Here is a 21810-nt window from a genome sequence, read left to right as displayed (position 1 = left end):
TCAGGCACAAAGGTAACCAAAATTTTAAGACCTATGGGCCCGACAGAGAGCGGTTCTACCAGCGCGGATCATAGAAACTGGTGGTGTCTCTGAAGAAGCGGTTGTACCGCAAACGGGCCTGCCGGATGGAGTCTTGCCGCATCATGATGCGCTCCAGTTCTTTTTGCCGCTCGCGCTCCTCCATGAGTTTGGCCAGGCGGCTACGCTGCTTCCCTTCCTTGGAGAACTGCTCATACAGGAAACTCAGGGGGCTGGTGATCAGGTCTGGCGGTGCGGGTGGCCCGGGCGGAATGATGATGCGGGGCACCGTCACGTTCATGCGGGGCTTGGGCGGCGCGGGGCGCGGTTTCATGTTCCGGAGCACGCGGTCTACTTTCTCCGGCGACAGCGGCGACACGCGCACTTCTTTTAGCTGCACACTCTCCTCCTGCAAGAGAATATTCACCCGCAGTTCGGTGACACTGCGCAACGAGGGCACGTAGAGTTTCTCCCGAAACCCGAGCGCCCGGAAAACCACGGTATCGGATGGTGAGATATTGATTCTGAACGCTCCCTGCTCATTGGTGGCAAGTCCCTGCCCGGTGCTCTTGAGGTACACAGACACGCCGGGGATGGGCTTTTTGGTATCTTCCCGCAACACCAGACCGCTTACCCAGATACTATGCCCCGAGGTTTGGGCCAACGCATCCCGCCAGCCAAGCAGGCCTATCAAAAAGAGGAATATAAAGCAGAAACGCTTACTCATAGATTACAGAAGGGCAGTAGCAATGAAAAAGGCCTGCCTTTCTGATGGGCAAGCCTTTCAAAGATACTGAGAGAACGGTTAGTTCTCCATTTTTATTTTAGTGTCTCCGGACTTGTATTTGACTTCGTCCTTTTCGCGTTTGATCTTGGTGTTTTCGGTCTTGATCTTGGACTCACCGGGCTCTTTCTTCACTTTGACGTTATCGGTTTTGAGTTTGGATTCATCGCCGTCTCTTTTCACCTTGGTGTCACCGGCCTTCAGTTTGGCTTCGTCACCGTCTACTTTCAGCTTGGAACCGTCCTGGGCTTTGTATTTGGCCTCGCCGCTGTAGTATTTCTGACGGTTGGCCTCGTACATTTTAAACTGCTCTGGCGTTAAAAAGCCTTTCACTTCCATGTCTACGTTGGAGTTGATGGATTCCATCTCGCTGTAGTACTGGGTTGGGTAATCTTCTGGGTAACCGGTCACTTCCATGGAACCGGAGCTTTGCACGGCGGCCCCGCTGTCCATCATATCGGTATCTTCCACCAGCATGTCATCGCTCAGGGTGCTGCCGCTGTCGGCGGCCAGACCGGCGCTCTGGTTGGTGCTGCTGTAGCGGGTCTCCAGCTCATTCATCATGCGGGCCCGGTTGTACATCACCGTCCGGATGCGGGCTTGGGTGGCGGCGTCCAGTTTCAGGTCATCGGAGATGCGGGTAGACATGCGGTTGGCTCTTTCGCGCGACTCCTGCTCGTAGTTGTAAACCGTAGAAGAGTCGTTGGTCTCGCCGGCGGCGTTGTCTGGCGTATCGCTATCGTTTTCCTGCGTTTCAGTAGAGGTACCGGCGTCTTCACGGCAAGCGGAGAAAGCCAAGGCTCCAGCCACCATCAACATTAACATCTGCTTTTTCATAGTCTTATTCTTAAGTGGAACATCTGATGCCAAGAGACTTAGCTTGTTCCCGCTTTTTTACGCAGCCCTGCGCCCCAGGTTTTATCTGAATTGCACTTAACTCAGCTCACCACTTTTACCCCACATTCCAAAAATCGGCCATAAAACGACAAAATCCTGTTTTCCGGCCGATTTAACGAAATCACCCGGAAAACAGGATTTGTACTTACGCCAAAAAAATAATTTATAACCCGCAGCTTTTTAGGCGCGCTTAAACTCAAACACGGTAATCTCCGGCAAAAAGCCCACGCGCCCGTGGTAGCCAAGGAAGCCCAGCCCCACATTCACGTAAAGGTACTGCCGGCCTTTCTGGTACAAGCCCGACCACTGCTTGTAGACGTACTGCACGGGGCTCCATTTCCAGCCGGGAATGTTCACGCCGAACTGCATGCCGTGCGTGTGCCCAGACAGCATCAGGTCGATGTCGGGGTACTTGACGTTGACTTCCCCGTCCCAGTGCGAGGGGTCGTGCGAGAGCAGAATCTTGACCGGGTATTTCTCGGTACCGGCGTAGGCCTTGGACATGATGCCGTATTTGGGGAAATTCATGCGGTGTCCCCAGTTCTCCACGCCCAGCAGAGCAATCTGCTGCCCGTCACGCTCCAGTACCCGGTGCTCGTTGAGCAGCAGGTCCCAGCCCGCCTGCCGGTGGTGGTTCTTGAGGGTATTCAGGTTGTGGATTTTCTCCTCGCGGCTGCCCCAGGCCACGTAATCACCGTAGTCATGGTTGCCCAGAATGGAGAAAACGCCGTCTCGGGCCTTGATCTTGGCCAGCGTAGGAATGTAGGGTTCTACCTCGGAGGCCACGTTGTTCACCAGGTCACCGGTAAACACCACCGCATCGGCGGCCTGTTTGTTGATAAGGGCCACGGCTTCCTCCAGGGGCTCGCCGGAATGGAAACTCCCCGAGTGCATGTCGGTGATCTGCAGGAGCCGGTAACCGTCAAAGGCCGGTGGCAGGTTGGGGAGCTTGATGGTCACTTTCTTCACCTGGTACGAGTACGCGCCTTTCACCATGCCCCAGATAAGCGCCGCAAACGGCAACGCGCCCATCACCAAAGCCAACTGGCTCATGAACCGGTGCCGCGATACGTCAAATTTGGGCTGCTCGGGCCCGCGCACCGCGTTGGAGATCCACTGGGTGAGGCGCACCAGATCATCCAGGAACAGGAAAAGCACCACCACCACCTTGGAGATGAACAGGATGAACAGCACGTTGGCCACCTGCATGCGGGTAGGGTTGGGCGCCGTGCCCCTCGTGAGCAAGGCCAGCAGCAGCGTGCCCAGGGTAAACAGGCTGATAGCCCAATAAATGACATAGGCAGCTTTGCGGGCACCCGGTGCCCAAGCGGCCGCTACCGTGCGCACGGCCTGGAAAACGTAAATATCTATAAGTAAGACAAGTACTAACGTAATGATTAATCTGGTCATATATCTTTAAAAAGCGGAGTCTGAAAACAAAGCTAATTTCAACTAACGAAGGATGTACGTGGAATTGTGAGGGAGCGGTGAACTATTTCTAGCACATTGAACTTGTACAGGAAATTTTAGCCTTATTTCTCTAAAGCAGCCTCAAAACGTATGTCTACCCTGTACGCTCCCGCTCCGCTTTCCATTAAATCCTGGGCCGAGGAAGACCGCCCGCGTGAGAAACTCCTGCTCAAAGGCCGCGCCGCCCTCTCTGATGCCGAGTTGATCGGCATCCTGATCGGGTCAGGCACGCCCAGCCTGAGCGCGGTGGATGTCGCCAAACTCATCCTGAACGCCGTAGACAACGACCTGAATGCCCTGGCCCGCCTCACCGTCAAGGAACTGCAGAAGCACAAAGGCATCGGCGAAGCCAAGGCCATCTCCATTGTGAGCGCGCTGGAACTGGGCCGAAGACGCAAAGAGGCCGCCCCCGCCGTGAAAACCCGCATCACCTGCTCCACGGATATTTATGACTACATCCGGCCGCACCTGCTGGATTTGCCGCACGAGGAGTTCTGGATCATCCTGCTCAATAGGGCCAACACCATTATGAAGAAGATCCAGATCAGCAGCGGCGGCGTGGCCGGCACCGTGGCCGATCCCAAGCTCATCTTCAAACACGCCCTGGAAAACCTGGCCAGCGCCATCATTCTGGTGCACAACCACCCCTCGGGCCAACTGAAACCCAGCGCCGCCGACATCTCCCTCACCAAGAAACTGCAGGAGGCCGGCAAAGTTCTGGACCTGCCCATCCTGGACCACCTCATCTTCACCGACAGCAGCTACTACAGCTTCGCGGACGAAGACCTTCTTTAAGGATTGCTGATTGTTGATTGCTGATTGTTTTTATGCCACCTGGAGGGCAGCTGCTGCGAAGTGGCTGCTTTTCTGTTTAGGGGCCTTTTTTTGAAAAACAGGCCTGAAACGAAACACCCCGGCACATCTATTGTCTGGTAGTAGCTGACATATTGATTTCTTTCCGAACTTCGCGGCTTCAACCGTCTTAGTTCATGAAAGGATTCAAATACATCATTCTTATTGGCGTGCTGCTCATTGTGGGTTATCTGGTGAAAGACCTGCTCTTCAATGACGAGAGCTACACCCAGGCCGTTCTCAAGTACCGCGAAAACAAGGACCTCACGTTCAGAAGCGTCACCCGCTCTCCGCTGCCCGACTCCATGCGCCGGGCCTTTGACAAACTGAAGTACTACGCCCCCACCCGTGACTTTGAAATCAACGCCGACTTCACGCCGGAGGAACACGCCGAGCCTGTGGCCATGCCCATGACCACCGGAACCCAGGAACCGTACTTCGTGAAAGGGAAAGCCTCCTTTGAGCTGGACGGCCAGACCCACACCGTTACCTTGTTCCAGAAAGCCGGCTCCGTGTCAGACACCCTGTTCATCCCCTTCACGGACCAGACCAACGGCTTTGAGACCTACGGCGGCGGCCGCTACCTGGACGCCATCCCCAATGGCCAAACCATCGTACTGGATTTCAACAAAGCCTACAACCCGTTCTGCGCCTACAACCCCGAGTTCGCCTGCCCCATGCCTCCCGCCGAGAACCGCCTGAAAGCAAAGATTCCGGCCGGCGAGCAGACGTTTGCGAAGTAAACTTGGCGAGTCCTGAGTGCTGAGTCTTGAGTCCTGAGTGAATAAAAGGGCATTTCAAAGATGCGCTGGCGCGAGTCTCTGACTCGTGCCTACAGATAACGGGGAGTCTCCAGACTCCCCTCGCTGCATAGCAGCGAACCGCGCATCTCCAGCGAGTACCAGTTGCTACTTCGTTCTCGGCATTTTCACCACCCCGCCCTGCGGGCACCCCTCCTACCTTAGGAGGGGAGTTTCTCAAGCTTACCGCCGCCCTATCCTTCCCTCCCTCAACCTTGTAGTGTCCGAAGGTTCTACGAGGGTCTCCGCCAGTTGCGTTTTGAGCCTGTTTTTCCGAAAACGGCCCGAAACTACCTCCCTGGGAAATCTTTTCCGCTGACGCAGCAACCCATCCGTTCCACAAAAAAGGCACCTAGAACGTCCATCTTTGCCAGTTTTTGGTAATTTTGAAAATTGTAGCCGCAAAACGGCTGTAGGAGCGGCGTGGCCGCACCTGTCACACCCTGAGTAGAAACACCATGCGCATATCACTGGATTGGCTGAAAACCTTAATTGCTATAGATAAACCCGCCCTGGAAGTGGGCAAGCTCCTCACCGATGCCGGTCTGGAGGTAGAAGGCATTGAAACCGTAGACGTAGTGCCCGGCGGCCTCAAAGGCATGGTCATCGGCGAAGTGCTCACCTGTGCCAAACACCCTGATGCCGACAAACTGAGCGTGACTACGGTAGATACCGGCGAGGGCGAGCCCAAGCACATCGTGTGCGGCGCGGCCAACGTAGCCGCGGGCCAGAAAGTAATCATCGCCACGGTAGGCGCGACCTTGTACCCTGCCGGCGGCGAGCCCTTCCAGATCAAGAAATCGAAAATCAGAGGTGCGGTTTCTGAGGGAATGATCTGCGCCGAGGACGAAATTGGCCTGGGCACGGACCACTCCGGCATTATGGTGCTGGACACTGATTTGCCCAACGGAACCCCGGCAGCCCAGTACTTCGGGTTGGCTTCTGACGAGGTGTTCGAGATTGGCCTGACGCCTAACCGCGCCGATGCCGCCTCCCACCTGGGCGTCGCCCGTGATCTGCAGGCCCTGCTCAAGACCCCGTACCAACTGCCAGACGTAAGCGGTTTCACCGTAGCCAATACCCATCTGCCCATCTCGGTGGAAGTGGAGAATACAGCAGCTTGCCCCCGTTACGCGGGCGTGAGCATTTCGGGCGTCAAAGTGCAGGAATCGCCTAAGTGGCTGCAACAGCGCCTTCGGGCCATCGGGTTGTCGCCTATCAACAACGTGGTGGACGTGACCAATTACGTGCTGCACGAGCTGGGCCAGCCCATGCACGCGTTTGATGCCGAGAAAATCAAGGGCGGTAAAATCATCGTGAAAAACGCTACAGAAGGCGCTAAGTTCACGACGCTGGACAGCGAGGAGCGCACTTTGCGCGCCGAGGACCTGACCATCAGCAATGCCGAGGAGCCGATGGTGCTGGCCGGTGTCTTCGGGGGTTTGCAGGCGGGCGTGACTGAGGCGACCCAGAACATCTTCCTGGAAAGCGCTTACTTCGCCCCGGCCGGAATCCGGAAAACGTCCCAGACCCACGGCCTCAAAACCGATTCCTCGTTCCGGTATGAGCGCGGCACTGATCCCAACATGGTCCTCACGGCTTTGAAGCGGGCAGCGTTGCTGATACAGGAAGTAGCGGGCGGCGAAGTGTCATCCGACATTGTGGATGTATACCCAACCCCGGTGCAGCCTACGCAGATCCGGGTGAGCTACGCCCGCGTGCACCAGCTCATCGGGCAGCACATCGGCGAAGTCAGAATCAAGGAAATCTTAACCGATCTGGGCATTGGAGTGGCCGAAGAAACGGCGGAGGAACTGCTGCTGGACATTCCACCCTACAAAGTGGACGTGACCCGTGAGGCCGATGTGGTGGAAGAGGTCCTGCGCATCTACGGCTACAACAACATTCACCTGAGTGAGAACCTGGCCGCCAGCTTCCTGGCCAAATTCCCGAATCCGGACCCCGAGGTGATCACCAAGCGCATTGCGGATGCGCTGGCGGCCAACGGCTACCTGGAGACCATCACCAACTCGCTCACCAATTCCAACTACTACAAAGACGCCGAGGGCAACACGCCCGCGGAGCTGGTGCCTATCCTGAACTACAACTCAGAGGACCTGGATGCCATGCGCCTGACCCTGGTGTACTCTGGACTGGAAGTGCTACGCCACAACATCAATCGCCGTCAGCGTGATTTGAAGGTGTTTGAGATTGGCAAAACCTACCGCAAAGACGGCGAGAAATACAAAGAGAACAACTACCTGGCCTTGTTCATGACCGGCAACCGGGCTGCGGAGAGCTGGCAGCAGGCTACCGCTAAGGCTTCTTTCCATGATCTGGCCGGACAGGTGCAGCAGGTCCTGACGCTATGCCGTCAGCCAAACTTCACCACCCAGCCTACCCAGCACCCGTACCTGGCGGGCGGCGTGACCTACCAGAAAGGCGATGTGACCTTGGGCCACATCGGTTTGCTGAAAGACAGCGTGTGCAAGCAGGTAGACGTGAAAGAGCCCGTATGGTACGCTGAGCTGAATTGGGATTATTTGTTGCGCAACTACAAAGACAAGCTGGTGTTTGAGGAGCTTTCCAAATTCCCCGAAGTGCGCCGCGACTTGTCCTTGGTGGTGGAAAAATCCGTATCTTTTGACCAAATCAAACAGGTGGCCCAGCGGGTAGAGCGGAAATTGCTTCAGGAGGTGAATGTGTTTGACGTCTACGAGGGTGATAAGATTGAGAGCGGCAAGAAAGCCATCGCCATCAGCTTCACCCTGCAGGACAAGAACCAGACGCTTACTGACAAAGTGATTGATTCAACCATGAGCCGCCTGATGCAACAGTTTGAGCACCAACTAGGAGCCGTAATCCGGAAGTAAGATGTCTGACCAATCTACTCTTCAGCAAATCCAGTCCATTGAGGGCAAAGTGCACCAGCTGGTAAAGCAGTACCAGGCGGGCCAGGAGCGGTTACAGGCAGCCCACCAGGAAATAGCGCGCCTCCAGCAGGTGATTCAGGAAAAAGATGCTGAGATAAAAAATTTTCAGAATCAAGATAATATTAGTAAAATTGTACAAACCATAGCAGTAGACACTGCCAGTTCAACGGAGTTGAAGCTGAAAATAAACGAGTACTTGCGCGAGATTGACAAGTGCATCGCTTATTTAAGAGAATAGAAGAACGGGTTGTCTGGTTGCGGTTGTTGTTTGTTCTCTTTTAAAGGCGTGTTCGCACGCGGCTATACCAATTTAGAACCTTAGGCTTGACATGCGGAACTTTTACTTTTTTATGACATCGCAGGGCAACCTTCTAACCAACAAACGCGCCACGGCAGCCCTTAACAGCATCTGGACATGAGTGAGTTATCTATACGCATCAAGATAGCCGACCGCGAATATCCAATGCGGGTAAACGAGGACGAGGAAGAAAGGCTGCGGCAGGCCGGTAAATACCTGAACGAGCGCCTGAGAATGTTCAGGGAGGAGTTCGGGATTCATGACAAGCAGGACCTGCTGGCCATGATTGCTTTGGAAACCGCCGCTGACAAGATAAAAACGGAAGACGCCGCCGTAGAAACCCAACTATCGTTGGAAGAAAAACTCTCTTCTTTAAACCAACTGCTCTCTTCTCTGCAGCTCGGATAATTCACCGTCCGCTCCGCCCCGATTGGCTCAGTGTCATTGCTATAACATAACCTTTTAAAGTTATAGCCATGACTATTTATATCATTTTAGCAGCGGTAGTAGGCGCCGGCATAGGCTTCTACGCGGGCCGTGTACTGCTCCTGAAGCTCTTCAAGGAGCAGGAAGAACAGGCCACTGAACGGGCCAAACTCATCATCCGCGAGGCGGAGGTGAAAGCCGAGACCCAGAAGAAAGACAAGATGCTGGAAGCCAAGGAGCACTTCCTGAAGCTGAAAGCCGAGCACGAGGAAGAGGCCAACCGCAAGAAGAACATCATCATCCAGAACGAGAACAAGGTAAAGCAGCGCGAGCAGTTCATTACCAAGCAGCAGGAAGACCTGAAGAAAAAAGAGCAGGAAACCGACGTTCTCAAAGACAAACTGAACCAGCAACTGGAAGGCTTCAACAAGCGCAAAGAAGACCTGGAGGCCCAGTACCGCGACAAACTCAGCAAAGTAGAGCAAGACCACCACGAGATTCTGAGTCGTCTGGAGCGCATCGCCAACCTGAGCGCCGAGGAAGCCCGCGAGCAGTTGGTGGAGAACCTGAAGTCGGAAGCCTCTACCCGCGCCTCTTCTTACATCAAAGACATTGTGGCCGAGGCCAAGCTCACCGCTACCAAAGAAGCCAAAAAGGTAGTAATTGAGACCATCCAGCGCACCGCCGCTGAGCACGCCATTGAGAACTGCGTGTCCATCTTCAACATTGAGTCAGACGATATTAAAGGCAAGATTATTGGTCGTGAAGGCCGTAACATCCGTGCCCTGGAAGCCGCTACCGGCGTGGAGATCATCGTGGATGACACCCCGGAAGCCATCATCATCTCTGGTTTTGACCCAGTTCGCCGCGAGATTGCCCGTTTATCATTACACCGCCTCGTAGCTGATGGTCGTATTCACCCGGCCCGTATTGAGGAAGTAGTGTCCAAGACCAAGAAAAGCATTGAAGAGGAGATTGTGGAAATTGGTGAGCGTACCGCCATTGACCTAGGTATCCACGGCCTACACCCAGAACTGATTAAGATGGTGGGCCGCATGCGCTTCCGGTCCTCTTACGGCCAGAACCTGCTGCAACACTCCAGAGAAGTAGCCAATCTTTGCGCCACTATGGCCGCTGAACTGGGCCTGAACGTGAAGCACGCCAAACGCGCCGGCCTGCTCCACGACATCGGGAAAGTAACCACCGAAGAGCCGGAACTGCCGCACGCTATCATTGGTATGCAGCTGGCCCAGCAATACAAAGAGCACCCAGACGTATGCAACGCCATCGGGGCGCACCACGACGAGATTGAGATGACCGCTATGATCTCTCCTATCATTCAGTCGTGTGATGCCATCTCCGGCTCCCGTCCTGGTGCCCGCCGCGAGATCATGGAGTCGTACATCAAGCGTCTGAAAGAGCTGGAAGAAACCGCCCACTCGTTTGACGGTGTGAATCAGTGCTACGCCATTCAGGCCGGCCGTGAACTCCGCGTGATGGTAGACGCTGATAACGTCACCGACGAACGCGCCCAACAGCTGTCTTTTGACATCTCCCAGAAGATTGAGAAAGAAATGCAGTACCCCGGCCAGATCAAAATCACGGTCATCCGGGAAATGCGCTCTGTGTCTTACGCCAAGTAAGACAATGGATTTAAGACGCTAGAAGTTAGACTCCCGTTTTGGAGCTGATTTCTGGAAAGAACACAGAAAGGCCCTCTGCTGCAAAGTAGAGGGCCTTTCTGTTTGTAGGGGCAATCCCTTGTGGTCGCCCTTACATTTGCCTCCATCTGGCGCGAGACTTCCGTCTCGTGACTTCGGATGAAGCGAGTCTCCAGACTCGCCGGGAACCACAATCCAGGCATTGTCACAGCTTGGATTTCACTTCCATACCTTTCCGCCAGTTCATGATAGGTAAGGCATCACTCAGTAACTCCTTAACGAAGAACTCTGCACTGCCGGTTTCGCTGCTGAGCAGCGAGGGTAGTCGGGAGACTACCCATTATCTGATGGCACGAGTCTGGAGACTCGCGCCAGGGAGAGAAAGTAAAACGAACTGCCCACGACTTGATAGCGGGGGGCACTTCGTTTTACTTTAAATACAGGGGCAATCCCTGGTGGTTGCCCTTTGCTGCTATCATCATAAGGGCAACCACCAGGGATTGCCCCTACTGTATTTTAGGCTTAGTTTCTGGAAAACACCCCGGAAACGTTCTTCAGCATGACGCCCCGGGAGATGGTGGGGCCGCCCCAGACGATCACCTCGGTGCAGAGCCCGGCCGGGTTGAACCGGAGGGCCAGCATGGCGCTATAGACCACGCTTTCAGAAGTACCCCAAGTGCCTTCCAGTTGCGCGTAGCCTACGTTGCCCTGCACGCCAATGAGGTTGTAGGACACGTTAGCGTAAAGGCCCATGGCTTTGTCCCAGTGGTGCTTGACCTTGCCGGAGCCAAACACCGGGGCGGCAAACGGCGACTCCAGCAACCGGACATCGGCGGCGAAGAGTTTCTGAAAGGTAATTGCATCGTTGTCGCTCAGCGCGGTTTGGATGGAGTTCAACCAATTGGTAAACCGGGCTTCGGTAAGGAAGTACTTGGCCTTGCTCTCCGGCAGACGCCAGCCTGGGTTCACCCGGTTTTCACTGGCATGGTACAGGCAGATGCGGTTCCCCGAGGGGTCATGCAGATACGCTTCGTGCCACTCCCACGGCTGATCTGTGGGGTCCTGCTCAAACACGTAGCCCCGGCTTTTGAGGGAGGCGACCTGCTGGTCCAGTTGGACGCACTCAAAATAGACCGTGGTGCCCGAGGGCGGAAAAGTACCGTCATCGTGCAGGTGCACCGAGAAGGTGGAAAGCCCGTTGGGGCACACGAAACGGGCGTACTGCGGCGCCTGCACAATCAGGTGCAGGCCTAGTCCTTTGTAAAAAGCAACCGCCTCTGGCAAGTTGTGCACAGAAACAGTTACCTGGTTTAATGCCAAACTCATGGCGAAAAAGTTAAGAATACTAACGGATGACCTTGCTCACGCCCACCACAACGGCGGCAATGCGCACGGCATCAAAAATACGCTGCTCAGAAGCGCCCAGCTTGCGCACGCTGTCCTCATGCGAGGTCACGCACCGCTCACAGCCATTAATGGCCGAGATTGCCAGACTCACCAGCTCAAAGAACTCTTTGCCGGTCACGGGGTTCATCATGATGTTCATCTTCACTTTGGCGGGCGCAGACTCATAGAAATCGGTGTGCATGAAGTGCTTGAACCGATACAGAATGTTGTTGGTGCTTAACAACGAAGTCACGGCCACAGCCTCGGCCAGCTCCGCGTCAGTGGCACCGTGCGAGGCTGCCAGTGTTCTGAACGCCTCCGTCAAGGTGTTATTTTCTTCGTTCACGGCCGCAGAGAGGGCAATGAGGTACGCTTCTTTGGACGTCACATTCTCTGACTGCAAGGCGGTCTTGAGGTTGATGCGCAGGTCTTTCAGGTACTTGGAGTCGCCGGTGACCAGTTGGTCCAGGCGCGCGAAGTTGTGGCCGGTAAGCCCCAGATCTTTGAGGAAGTCTTGTTGGGTTTCTTGGATAACGGAAAGCATGTTGATTGCTGATGGTTAATTGTTGATTGCTGATGGTTGCTGTGAGGCCGGCACGGCTACTTTTGGTGCCCTTTCCCGAAAACAGGCCTAAAACGCAGAAACTGTTTTCAGGGAAGTACTCCGAAATCAGGCGTAAAACGCGGAAGTCGTTCTCGGGGCAGTACCTGGCGCAAGAGACAAAATGCGTGAGGGATAGCAGCGGAAAGCCCAGAGGGGCGAGGAACGAAGTCCCGAGGACTTGCAGCGGATAGCCCGACCCGTAGGGGCACGCCCAAATAATAGTTCTGAGTCTTGAGTCTTGAGTTCTGAGTTGGATGAAGCGTTCCAGATCGCAGCTCTGACCTCCGGTGCGTTTTGGGGCTGATTTCTGGGAAACAGGCCGAAAAGGAAAATCCGCTGTGGGTAAGCCAGGTTTTCCTTTCACCTGACACTGTTAACGAAACAAGTCTGGATAGATGAACAACCGGAGATCTGCGGGCAGTGAGGGACAGACATTTCCTCCTGCTCACCGCAGATGTTCCGGGTGTTTTTTTAAGTTAAACCGATAACGTGGCCTCGCCTTTTTTCCAGTTGCAGGGGCAAAGTTCGTCGGTTTGCAGTGCGTCCAGCACGCGCAACACCTCGGCTACGTTGCGGCCCACGTTCAAGCCGTTTACGCTCACCCACTGGATGATGCCTTGTGGGTCCACGATGAAGGTCACGCGGTAGGCTACTTTCTCCTCAGTATCCAGGATGCCCAGCTCTTCGGCCAGTGACTTGGACGTATCCGCTAGCATGGGGAACCGGAGGCCGCGCAGGTCGTCGTGGTCGCGGCGCCAGGCGGCATGCACGAACTCAGAATCAGTGGAGGCGCCAATCAGTTGGCAGTCGCGGTCGCGGAACTCGTCATAGTTCTTGTTGAACTCGGCAATCTCGGTGGGGCACACGAAGGTGAAGTCTTTGGGCCACCAGAACATCACCAACCATTGGTCGTTTTGGCGGTGCTCTTGCTCCGTGATGGTTCTAAACTCTTGGTCTCTCTCTAAGGAAACAACAGCTTTCTTGGCGAAGGCAGGGAATTCTGCCCCAACGGATAGTACTCGGTTTTGGTACATGTACAGGTAAGGTTAAAAGGTAATAAAGGGTATTAGTAGTGTTTTAAGATCGGATGTAGGTTAAGAGCTTGTTTAGTAAAGCAGAAAGGGAGCGAGAATAGCCGCCATTGTTGGTGTTCTCACCAACAATCCAAACCAGGAGCCGTCCCACTTGCTGGTGAGAACACACAGCAAGGGTAATAGCTAATCGCTGTTTCTTTACTAAACAGGTTCAAGCTTTAAGAGCCTTGGAAAGCGTTCAGCATCCAGAGGTTCTTCTCCAGGGTGTTCAGGTTATCGCTGATCAGGCCTTGCGTGCCTTCATCGTCCAGTTCGGCGGCCAGGGCCAGAACCTCGCGCTCCAGGTGAATGATCTGGCCAATGTTCTCCACGGTGGCGGCCACGGTGTCTACGTCTGAGGTAAGGCCTTTGCGTTCCTGCACGCGGGAAGTGGCCAGGAAATCAGAGAAGCTGTGCATGGGCACGTGCCGCAGGGTGAGAATACGCTCCGCGATCTCGTCAATGGTCTCGAAGGCCTCGGTGTACAGTTCCTCAAACTTGGCGTGCAGCGCGAAGAAGTTTCCGCCTTTGATGTTCCAGTGGAAGGCCCGCAGGTTTTGGTAATAGACGTGGTAGTTGGCCAGCAGCTCGTTCAGTTTTACGGCCAGGTCTTTGGTATCTCTGCGTTCCAGTCCTAATTCGTTGTGTGATTCCATAGTGGTGTGATAGGTTAGTAAATACTTGTGTACTGCCTACCCATACGACAAAGGTGCCGGAAACGATTTTATAGATCAAATTGATAGTATTTATACGATCATCATGTAAATCTATTATCTTTGTTTTAGCTGCGTTGCCGCGCCTTTTTGAGCCTCTTTTCCGGAAAACGGCCCCGAAACGGCCAGCACGCATCTGTTAAAAACACGTTTGTCACCGCTTTTACCTACGCCTCTATGACCCACACGCAACTGGAATACCTGCTTTCTGTAGACACGTACCGGCACTTTGCCACCGCCGCCGAAAAATGCTTTGTGACGCAGCCCACCCTCAGCATGCAGATCCAGAAACTGGAGGAGGAACTGGGCGTGCAGGTCTTTGACCGGAGCCGCGTGCCCGTGCGCCCCACTGAGCTAGGGAAAGAGGTGATTGCTCAAGCCCGGGTGGCCGTTGCCGAGTTCAAGAAGATTGAGGAACTGGTGAAGGTGCAGCGAGACGGCATCACCGGTGAACTGCGCATTGGCGTGATCCCTACCCTGGCGCCGTACCTGGTGCCGCTGTTTATCACCTCGTTTATCCAAAAGTACCCCAAAGTACACGTCACCATTCAGGAGTCGGTGACGGGTGATATTGTGGAGAATCTCCGGCTGGAGCTCCTGGACGTGGGTTTGCTGGTCACGCCCCTGAACGACAAAACCATTGTGGAAGTGCCGCTTTTCTACGAGGCGTTTGTGGGCTACATGCACCCCTCCCACACACTGGCCAAACTGGAAACCATCACCGCCGAAGCCATTGACCCCGCCGATCTGTGGCTTCTCAACGACGGCCATTGCTTTAGAAGCCAGGTACTGCAGCTCTGCAACCGCACCAAAGGCATCCGGAACGTGCACCTGGATTACGAGAGCGGCTCCCTGGAAACCCTCAAACGGATTGTGGAAACCCAACGCGGCATGACGCTGCTGCCAGAACTATCAGTGCTGGATTTGTCTGAAGAAAAGAAAGGCATGGTGCGCCCCTTCGCCGATCCGCAGCCGCTGCGCGAGGTGAGCCTGGTGGTACACCGCAGTTTCCTGAAGAAGCGCCTGATTGAGGCCCTGCGCGATGAGATTGTGGCGCACGTACCCGTCGGGTTGAAAGAGCGCAACCCGGTGCGGGTGGTAAAAATCAAGTAAAAGCGTTTCGGGGCCGATTTTCCAAAATCGGCCCCGAAACGCTTTTGCCCCAGAAGTTATACAATGGTCACTTTCACGCCCATTCCCTGCAGGGCCTTGTAGGTGTGGTCAGAAATGCCTTTGTCGGTGATGATCTGGTCGATGTCCTCAAATCCGCAGATCCGCCCGAAGCCCCTCTTGCCAAACTTAGAGGAATCTGCCAGCACAATGGTTTTCTGGGAGATGTTGATCATCTGGCGGTTCAGGTGCGCCTCCATCACATTGGTGGTGGTGAGGCCAAACTCCAGGTCTATGCCATCCACGCCCAGGAACAGCTTGCTGCAGGAAAAATCTGACAGCACGCTCTCGGCATAAGGCCCCGTCACCGACGAGGAACTGCGCCGCAGCAAGCCGCCTAACTGCATGATCTCAATCTCGGGGTGCCGGATCAGTTCCAGCGCCACGTTCAGCGCCGCAGTGATCACCGTCAGGTTCTTGAGCGGCACCGGCTGAATGTTCTTCGCCAATGACATGACGGTAGTGCCGGACGCAATCAGGATGGAGTCATTGGCCTCTATCAATTTAGCCGCCGCTACCCCTATGCGGTGCTTCTCATTGATTTGCATGTGCTCTTTCTCATTCACCGGCCGGTCAATGGTATACGGGTTGTTCTGGGTGGCTCCGCCGTGCGTCCGGAAAAGGAGCCCTTTGTCTTCCAGCAGTTTGAGATCTTTTCTGATGGTCACAGAAGAGACACTTAGCTCATCGCACAAGTCCAACACGGTTACCTGTCCCTTCTGCTGCAGCTTATTAATTATATGTTGATGCCTTTCGGTGATATTAATCATTAGAACAACTCCTATAAAACGAAATCAAATGAAATATATAAAATCCTTTATTCAAACTCTATCACTGTAGTTCCCCTGCTCTGCTCCACTCCTGCCTATCAAGACAATCCTGAGTCACAACCCTCCTATCCTCTTCTTACTCAGATTCTTTCCAAGAATAAGTACTTCTGGGCTTGTTAAATGCCTTACGGCTGAGTACTTAAATATAGAAGAAAATTCCGGCAACTGCCTTTCCCTTCTCTCTCTTTGAGAATCTATTGATTACGATTCTCGTGTAGGTGATTCTTTACCAATAACTAAAAAGCTGGCTCAGCTCCTTACTAAATTTCTAAAATATCCCTCCCCTAGCTTTATTCTTTTAGATAATTTCTTTTGCTTTTCTTATTTCAGTAGTATAATTTTAAAACGAAACAAAAAGCAACCATTTACTTACGATTAATAAGCCACGTGAAAGAGAAAGAACCCAACCCTTCGTTTTTCAAGAGAGAGATATTCCTACAGAAAATACAGAACGAGTCGTCTGTTTGGGATATGATTGTAATTGGAGGGGGTGCCACTGGATTAGGAGTTGCTTTGGACGCAGCGTCAAGAGGTTTCAAGACCTTATTATTAGAGCAGGCAGATTTCGCGAAAGGAACCTCCAGCCGAAGCACCAAACTAGTCCATGGCGGAGTACGCTACCTGGCCCAAGGAGACATCAAACTGGTGTACGAAGCACTTTATGAACGCGGCTTATTATTACAGAATGCCCCCCACCTGGTAAACGTGCAGTCGTTCGTGATCCCCAACTACACCTGGTGGAACGAAATGATGTACGGCGTAGGCTTAACCGTCTATGACTTGATGGCGGGTCGTTACCGGTTCAACAAAACCACCCTTCTCTCCGGCAAAAAGGTGGCCAGCCTGCTCCCCAACATCAGGACCAGCGGCCTGAAGGGAGGCGTGCAGTATTTTGACGGACAGTTTGACGATGCCCGCCTGGCGCTTAACCTTGCCCAAACCTGTGCTGAGCAGGGCGGCGTGCTGTTGAACTACATGCAGGTAAGCAATCTGCTCAAAGACAGCCAGGGCAAAGTTGCCGGGGTTACTGCCAAAGATCTGGAGTCTGGACAGGAGTACCATCTAAAAGCCAAAACGGTAGTGAACGCCACCGGCGTTTTTGTGAACGAAGTACTGCAGATGAACGCCCCCGCGCAACATCCGCTGGTTAGGCCAAGTCAGGGAGTACACGTGGTATTGGACAGCTCCTTCCTGGAGGGAAGCAACGCCCTGATGATCCCTAAAACCTCAGACGGACGCGTGTTATTCGCGGTGCCGTGGCATAAACACTTATTAGTAGGAACCACCGACACGCCGCTGGACAAGAACAGCCTGGAGCCGCTGGCGCTTGACAAGGAAATAGACTTCATCCTGGAAACAGCCGGTCAGTACATGTTGCGCAAACCTACCCGCGCCGATGTGCTGAGCGTTTTTGCCGGACTACGTCCCTTGGCTGCCCCTACCAAGAACACAAACAGCACCAAAGAAATTTCCAGAAGCCATAAACTGTTGGTAGCTCCGTCGGGCCTTGTCACCATTACGGGCGGCAAATGGACTACGTACCGCAGAATGGCACAGGACACGGTAGACAAAGCCATTGAAGTAGGCGCTCTACCGGCGAAGCCCTGCGTAACCGCTTCCCTGAAAATCCATGGATTCGCGGCTCCGCAGGCTACCGCGGCTCCGCTTTCCATTTACGGTTCAGACAAACGCTATATCCAGGAGTTGGCCAACCAGAATCCAGAGTTGAGTTTCCCGCTGCATGCGCAATTTACCCATATTGGTGCCGAGGTCATCTGGGCGGTTAGAAATGAAATGGCCCGCACGGTGGAAGATGTCCTGGCCAGAAGAATGCGGGTTCTGTTCCTGAACGCCCGAGCCGCCATGGACATGGCACCCAAGGTAGCGAGCCTCATGGCAGAGGAACTGGGTTTAGACCAGCAGTGGCAGCAGGTGCAGGTGCAAGCCTTCTTCAGCCTGGCTTCTAATTACCTGCTGGAAGCCTATACTCCCTCCATTGCCAATCCTGTACAGAAGCAATCTTTGAGCTACAAAAACTAAAGACTATGGCTGAATATATACTTTCGTTTGACCAGGGCACTACCAGCTCCCGTGCCATTGTATTTAATCAGCAGGGGAACATCGTCTCCCTGGCCCAGAAGGAGTTCACCCAATTCTATCCGCATCCGGGCTGGGTGGAGCATGATCCTAATGAAATCTGGTCTACGCAAATTGGGGTAGCCGCCGAGGCCATTTCCAAAGCAGGTTTACGGGCTGAGCACATTGCCGCCATTGGGATCACGAACCAGCGGGAAACCACCGTAGTCTGGGACCGCCGAACCGGGGCCGCCATCCACAATGCCATTGTCTGGCAAGACCGCCGAACCGCCGGCTATTGCGACCATCTGAAAGAACAGGGCCTGGAAGAGATGATCCAGCAGAAAACCGGCCTGGTGATTGACGCTTACTTCTCGGCCACTAAAGTGAAATGGATACTAGAGACCGTAGCTGGAGCCCGCGAACTGGCGGAAGCCGGCCATCTGGCTTTTGGCACCGTTGATTCTTGGCTTATCTGGAACCTTACCGGCGGCAAAGTGCACGCCACAGACGTTACCAACGCTTCCCGCACGCTGCTATTCAACATCCATACCCTTACATGGGATCAGGAACTACTGGATCTGTTTGATATACCGGCCAGCATGCTGCCACAGGTCACTTCTTCCAGTGAAGTGGTGGGCGAGACTTCAGCCTCTATTTTTGCCACCCGCATACCAATTGCCGGCATTGCCGGCGACCAGCAGGCGGCTTTGTTCGGGCAGATGTGCACCAAGCCGGGCATGGTCAAAAACACCTATGGGACCGGCTGCTTCATGCTGATGAACATCGGCGAAAAGCCCATCCTCTCCACCCACAAACTGGTGACCACGGTAGCCTGGAAGATCAAAGACCAGGTGCACTACGCTTTGGAAGGCAGTATTTTCATTGCCGGCGCGGTAGTGCAGTGGCTTCGGGATGGCTTAGGCATTATCTCCACCTCTTCTGAGGTAGAAGCCCTCGCCCAGAAAGCAGACAGCAGCGAAGGGGTTTATTTTGTCCCCGCCTTCGCTGGCCTGGGTGCTCCCCACTGGGACCAGCACTCCCGGGGTACGCTGGTGGGTATGACCCGCGGCACCACCTCCGCGCACATTGCCCGGGCGGGTCTGGAAAGTATCGCCTTCCAGACCATGGAAGTCCTGAAAGCCATGGAAGCCGATGCCGGCATAGAAATCAAGGAACTTCGGGTAGACGGCGGTGCCACAGACAACAACCTGCTCATGCAGTTTCAAGCTGATATCTTGCAGGCCAGCGTGGTAAAACCCGCCATTACCGAAGTCACCGCCATAGGAGCCGCTTACCTGGCCGGTTTAGCGGTTGGCTTCTGGGAAAGTGTAGACCAGATCCAGGAGCAATGGAACATCCATGACCGCTTTGAGGCCAGCAGCGAAGCGCACAATACCAAAGCTCTTACTGCCGGATGGTTACGAGCGGTACGAGCCGCGAAGGCCTGGGCCCAGGATGATCAATTAGAACCAGCTTCTACCTTAACCTAAGCCAGCCATGTCAGCATTTACAGCCGAAGTAATAGGAACCATGTTCCTGATTATTCTGGGAGGCGGCGTAGTCGCTAATGTGGTCCTGAAAGGGACCAAAGGCAATAACGCCGGTTGGATGGTGATTACCACGGGCTGGGCATTGTCAGTATTTGCCGGGGTAGTGATTGCGGGCCCATATAGCGGCGCGCACCTGAACCCGGCCGTAACCCTGGCCCTGGCCATTGTGGGAAAGTTCGCCTGGGATCAGGTGGGCCTCTACATCGCTGCCCAAATGTTGGGCGCGATCCTGGGAGCACTGCTCGTCTGGCTTATCTATAAGCCTCATTTTGACACCACGGAAGACTCGTTGGCGCAACTAGCCGTGTTTAGCACCGGGCCTGCCATCCGGCACCCGTTCGCCAATTTTTTCAGTGAAGCGCTGGGTACGTTCGTCCTGATCTTCGTCATCCTGTACATCACCACCCCGGAAATGGGCGAGCAGAAGACTCCTATTGGCATGGGATCCCTGGGCGCTCTACCGGTTACCTTTCTGGTTTGGGCCATTGGCTTGTCCTTGGGTGGCACTACCGGCTACGCCATTAACCCGGCCCGGGATCTTGGGCCCAGAATTGTGCACAGCCTTATCCCCATCAAGAACAAGTGCCACAGTGATTGGCGCTACGCCTGGGTGCCTGTGCTGGGGCCTCTGGCGGGAGCAACTGTCGCCGCCCTCCTGTTTATGATTTTGCAATAATCCTGGTCTTCCCCTGCTGAATAGAGCAAGTATTAAGCTTTTGTTACGTTTTTCGGTCCTTCCTTTTAAAGAAAAAACCGCAGTAATTTTGAAGGATGCACCACTCGCCTCTACAGGATGGTGTGGAACCTTTTACTTCACCCGATAGAACTATTTAAACTTTGAAAGTTTCAAACCAAACAAACATTACTTCTGCAGCGCCTACAAAAAAGGGCCTGTTTCCACCTGCCCCTCACATGGAGCAACTGCCCCTTGAGCGGATTGGCCCTGAGTACAAAAAATTACGCACCCAGGTATTCCTGGGCATTTTCCTGGGGTATGCCGGCTATTACCTGGTCCGCAAAAATTTCTCGCTGGTGATGCCCGACCTGATTGAACAAGGCTACTCCAAAGCCGATTTAGGCTTTGCTTTGTCTGGCGTTTCCATTGCCTATGGTTTGAGCAAGTTTCTAATGGGGAACGTCTCTGACCGAAGCAACGCCCGCACTTTCCTGAGCGTGGGACTGCTGCTTTCGGCGCTCACTATGATTTTTATGGGGGTTGCCCCGCTTGCCACCAGTTCCATCACCATCATGTTCATCCTGCTGTTCCTGAACGGCTGGTTCCAGGGCATGGGCTGGCCTCCGTGCGGCCGGGTAATGGTGCATTGGTTCTCCACGAAGGAAAGAGGCACTAAGATGTCTATCTGGAACGTGGCCCATAACGTGGGCGGCGGGTTAGTGGGTCCTATCGCTATTGCGGCGGTTGCCATCTTCGGTTCATGGGAAAGCAAGTTCTACTTCCCGGGCTTAGTAGCATTGGTATTTGCCGCTATTGCTTATATGCTGGTTAGAGACACGCCTCAGTCTTGCGGTTTGCCTACCATTGAAGCCTACAAAAATGACTATCCGGCCAATTACTCTGCTGATCAGGAGCAGGAGCTCACCGCCAAGCAGATCTTCTTTGAGTACGTGTTCAACAACCGGGTACTTTGGTACATCGCCTTCGCGAATGCTTTTGTGTATTTGGTGCGCTACGGCATTCTGGACTGGGCACCTACTTATCTGGAAGAAGCCAAAGGTTTCTCCGTGAAAGAAACTGGCTGGGCCTATTTCGCCTATGAGTACGCGGGTATCCCTGGCACCTTGCTTTGCGGCTGGATCAGTGACAAAGTTTTCAAAGGCCGCCGCGCCCCGGCTACCATTATCTACATGGTGTTGGTCTTGATTGCGGTGCTGGTGTATTGGAAAAACCCAGCGGGTAATCTCTGGATCGACAATGTGGCCTTGATCTCCATCGGCTTCTTAATCTACGGTCCCGTGATGCTGATTGGAGTACAGGCGCTGGACCTGGTACCTAAGAAAGCCGCCGGTACTGCGGCTGGCCTCACGGGCTTGTTCGGCTACTTGGGAGGAGCACTGTTTGCCAATATCGCCATGGGTTTCATTGTAGACCACTGGGGCTGGGATGGAGGATTCATCATGTTGGTAGCCGCCTGTTTGCTTTCCATTCTGTTCACCGCTTTTACCTGGAAGCGGGAGAAACTACACCTCAACCTTCCATAATCTTCCTATTCTGACTCTAGAAACGCAACAAAACTAAACCTACCTA

Annotated in this window: 19 protein-coding genes; 11 read left to right on the top strand and 8 right to left on the bottom strand. The window is 54.1% G+C overall.

Going from position 1 to position 21810, the window contains the following annotated elements; genetic code table 11:
- Positions 1–55: 55 nt before the first annotated feature.
- The 3 genes from H7U12_RS04360 to H7U12_RS04350 all read right to left on the bottom strand — a co-directional run bounded on the left by H7U12_RS04360 (position 56) and on the right by H7U12_RS04350 (position 3109).
- Positions 56–745 carry a carboxypeptidase-like regulatory domain-containing protein gene (locus H7U12_RS04360; protein WP_186633490.1) on the bottom strand — a complete coding sequence of 230 codons (690 nt, stop codon included), beginning with the start codon at positions 743–745 and terminating at the stop codon, positions 56–58.
- Between the two features lie 78 nt (positions 746–823).
- Positions 824–1639, bottom strand: coding sequence for a hypothetical protein (locus H7U12_RS04355; RefSeq protein WP_186633487.1), 816 nt, complete (start codon positions 1637–1639; stop codon positions 824–826).
- 240 nt (positions 1640–1879) lie between these two features.
- Positions 1880–3109, bottom strand: coding sequence for a metallophosphoesterase (locus H7U12_RS04350; protein ID WP_186633484.1), 1230 nt, complete (start codon positions 3107–3109; stop codon positions 1880–1882).
- 150 nt (positions 3110–3259) lie between these two features.
- On the opposite strand from H7U12_RS04350, the gene radC reads away from it, so the two are divergent.
- From radC to rny, 6 genes are all read left to right on the top strand, one after another.
- Positions 3260–3964 (top strand): RadC family protein, encoded by a 705-nt coding sequence (gene radC / locus H7U12_RS04345; protein ID WP_186633481.1) that lies wholly within the window; start codon positions 3260–3262, stop codon positions 3962–3964.
- Positions 3965–4158: 194 nt separating this feature from the next.
- On the top strand, positions 4159–4764 hold the full coding sequence (locus tag H7U12_RS04340) for a DUF1684 domain-containing protein (RefSeq protein ID WP_186633478.1): 606 nt from the start codon (positions 4159–4161) through the stop codon (positions 4762–4764).
- A gap of 515 nt (positions 4765–5279) precedes the next feature.
- Positions 5280–7694, top strand: coding sequence for a phenylalanine--tRNA ligase subunit beta (pheT, locus tag H7U12_RS04335; protein WP_186633475.1), 2415 nt, complete (start codon positions 5280–5282; stop codon positions 7692–7694).
- A 1-nt stretch (position 7695) separates the two neighbouring features.
- A complete protein-coding gene (locus H7U12_RS04330; RefSeq protein WP_186633472.1) occupies positions 7696–7992 on the top strand; it encodes a hypothetical protein in 297 nt (98 codons plus the stop codon).
- 177 nt (positions 7993–8169) lie between these two features.
- Positions 8170–8460, top strand: a complete 291-nt coding sequence (locus tag H7U12_RS04325) for a cell division protein ZapA (protein WP_062542813.1) — start codon at positions 8170–8172, stop codon at positions 8458–8460.
- Positions 8461–8528: 68 nt separating this feature from the next.
- Positions 8529–10121: a ribonuclease Y gene (gene rny / locus H7U12_RS04320; protein WP_194362501.1), complete on the top strand. Its 1593-nt coding sequence runs from the start codon at positions 8529–8531 to the stop codon at positions 10119–10121.
- A gap of 540 nt (positions 10122–10661) precedes the next feature.
- On the opposite strand, the gene H7U12_RS04315 is transcribed toward rny, so the two are convergent.
- The 4 genes from H7U12_RS04315 to H7U12_RS04300 all read right to left on the bottom strand — a co-directional run bounded on the left by H7U12_RS04315 (position 10662) and on the right by H7U12_RS04300 (position 13858).
- Complete coding sequence (locus tag H7U12_RS04315; RefSeq protein WP_241749118.1) at positions 10662–11465, bottom strand: VOC family protein; 804 nt, start codon at positions 11463–11465, stop codon at positions 10662–10664.
- 19 nt (positions 11466–11484) lie between these two features.
- The gene (locus H7U12_RS04310) at positions 11485–12069 is read right to left on the bottom strand and encodes a carboxymuconolactone decarboxylase family protein (protein ID WP_186633469.1); all 585 of its coding nucleotides are present in this window, start codon (positions 12067–12069) and stop codon (positions 11485–11487) included.
- Between the two features lie 536 nt (positions 12070–12605).
- Positions 12606–13163: a peroxiredoxin gene (locus H7U12_RS04305; RefSeq protein ID WP_186633466.1), complete on the bottom strand. Its 558-nt coding sequence runs from the start codon at positions 13161–13163 to the stop codon at positions 12606–12608.
- 218 nt (positions 13164–13381) lie between these two features.
- Positions 13382–13858, bottom strand: a complete 477-nt coding sequence (locus tag H7U12_RS04300; protein ID WP_062542817.1) for a Dps family protein — start codon at positions 13856–13858, stop codon at positions 13382–13384.
- A gap of 234 nt (positions 13859–14092) precedes the next feature.
- Here H7U12_RS04300 and H7U12_RS04295 point away from each other — a divergent pair, with 234 nt between their 5' ends.
- Entirely contained in the window at positions 14093–15028 is a 936-nt protein-coding gene (locus H7U12_RS04295) for a hydrogen peroxide-inducible genes activator (RefSeq protein WP_186633463.1), read from the top strand.
- Between the two features lie 56 nt (positions 15029–15084).
- Here the strand turns inward: H7U12_RS04295 and H7U12_RS04290 are convergent, their stop codons facing one another.
- On the bottom strand, positions 15085–15855 hold the full coding sequence (locus H7U12_RS04290; RefSeq protein ID WP_186633460.1) for a DeoR/GlpR family DNA-binding transcription regulator: 771 nt from the start codon (positions 15853–15855) through the stop codon (positions 15085–15087).
- A 531-nt stretch (positions 15856–16386) separates the two neighbouring features.
- On the opposite strand from H7U12_RS04290, the gene H7U12_RS04285 reads away from it, so the two are divergent.
- The 4 genes from H7U12_RS04285 (at position 16387) to glpT (ending at position 21764) form a co-directional block, all read left to right on the top strand.
- The gene (locus H7U12_RS04285) at positions 16387–17955 is read left to right on the top strand and encodes a glycerol-3-phosphate dehydrogenase/oxidase (protein ID WP_186633577.1); all 1569 of its coding nucleotides are present in this window, start codon (positions 16387–16389) and stop codon (positions 17953–17955) included.
- Between the two features lie 5 nt (positions 17956–17960).
- Positions 17961–19484: a glycerol kinase GlpK gene (glpK, locus tag H7U12_RS04280; RefSeq protein ID WP_186633457.1), complete on the top strand. Its 1524-nt coding sequence runs from the start codon at positions 17961–17963 to the stop codon at positions 19482–19484.
- A 7-nt stretch (positions 19485–19491) separates the two neighbouring features.
- Entirely contained in the window at positions 19492–20220 is a 729-nt protein-coding gene (locus H7U12_RS04275; RefSeq protein ID WP_186633454.1) for an MIP/aquaporin family protein, read from the top strand.
- A gap of 161 nt (positions 20221–20381) precedes the next feature.
- A complete protein-coding gene (gene glpT / locus H7U12_RS04270; protein ID WP_255896668.1) occupies positions 20382–21764 on the top strand; it encodes a glycerol-3-phosphate transporter in 1383 nt (460 codons plus the stop codon).
- Positions 21765–21810: the final 46 nt, after the last annotated feature.

Origin of the sequence: Rufibacter sediminis (genome assembly GCF_014269285.1) — a bacterium.
In the GTDB taxonomy this organism is placed as follows: domain Bacteria; phylum Bacteroidota; class Bacteroidia; order Cytophagales; family Hymenobacteraceae; genus Nibribacter; species Nibribacter sediminis.
The sequence above is the reverse complement of the archived record's forward strand: the minus strand, read 5'-3'. Positions and strand labels throughout refer to the sequence as shown.

What these genes read in the sequence shown, in the direction of transcription:
- H7U12_RS04360 (WP_186633490.1), bottom strand. Translation starts at nt 745, where the DNA reads ATGAGTAAGCGTTTCTGCTTTATATTCCTCTTTTTGATAGGCCTGCTT.
- H7U12_RS04355 (WP_186633487.1), bottom strand. Translation starts at nt 1,639, where the DNA reads ATGAAAAAGCAGATGTTAATGTTGATGGTGGCTGGAGCCTTGGCTTTC.
- H7U12_RS04350 (WP_186633484.1), bottom strand. Translation starts at nt 3,109, where the DNA reads ATGACCAGATTAATCATTACGTTAGTACTTGTCTTACTTATAGATATT.
- radC (WP_186633481.1), top strand. Translation starts at nt 3,260, where the DNA reads ATGTCTACCCTGTACGCTCCCGCTCCGCTTTCCATTAAATCCTGGGCC.
- H7U12_RS04340 (WP_186633478.1), top strand. Translation starts at nt 4,159, where the DNA reads ATGAAAGGATTCAAATACATCATTCTTATTGGCGTGCTGCTCATTGTG.
- pheT (WP_186633475.1), top strand. Translation starts at nt 5,280, where the DNA reads ATGCGCATATCACTGGATTGGCTGAAAACCTTAATTGCTATAGATAAA.
- H7U12_RS04330 (WP_186633472.1), top strand. Translation starts at nt 7,696, where the DNA reads ATGTCTGACCAATCTACTCTTCAGCAAATCCAGTCCATTGAGGGCAAA.
- H7U12_RS04325 (WP_062542813.1), top strand. Translation starts at nt 8,170, where the DNA reads ATGAGTGAGTTATCTATACGCATCAAGATAGCCGACCGCGAATATCCA.
- rny (WP_194362501.1), top strand. Translation starts at nt 8,529, where the DNA reads ATGACTATTTATATCATTTTAGCAGCGGTAGTAGGCGCCGGCATAGGC.
- H7U12_RS04315 (WP_241749118.1), bottom strand. Translation starts at nt 11,465, where the DNA reads ATGAGTTTGGCATTAAACCAGGTAACTGTTTCTGTGCACAACTTGCCA.
- H7U12_RS04310 (WP_186633469.1), bottom strand. Translation starts at nt 12,069, where the DNA reads ATGCTTTCCGTTATCCAAGAAACCCAACAAGACTTCCTCAAAGATCTG.
- H7U12_RS04305 (WP_186633466.1), bottom strand. Translation starts at nt 13,163, where the DNA reads ATGTACCAAAACCGAGTACTATCCGTTGGGGCAGAATTCCCTGCCTTC.
- H7U12_RS04300 (WP_062542817.1), bottom strand. Translation starts at nt 13,858, where the DNA reads ATGGAATCACACAACGAATTAGGACTGGAACGCAGAGATACCAAAGAC.
- H7U12_RS04295 (WP_186633463.1), top strand. Translation starts at nt 14,093, where the DNA reads ATGACCCACACGCAACTGGAATACCTGCTTTCTGTAGACACGTACCGG.
- H7U12_RS04290 (WP_186633460.1), bottom strand. Translation starts at nt 15,855, where the DNA reads ATGATTAATATCACCGAAAGGCATCAACATATAATTAATAAGCTGCAG.
- H7U12_RS04285 (WP_186633577.1), top strand. Translation starts at nt 16,387, where the DNA reads ATGATTGTAATTGGAGGGGGTGCCACTGGATTAGGAGTTGCTTTGGAC.
- glpK (WP_186633457.1), top strand. Translation starts at nt 17,961, where the DNA reads ATGGCTGAATATATACTTTCGTTTGACCAGGGCACTACCAGCTCCCGT.
- H7U12_RS04275 (WP_186633454.1), top strand. Translation starts at nt 19,492, where the DNA reads ATGTCAGCATTTACAGCCGAAGTAATAGGAACCATGTTCCTGATTATT.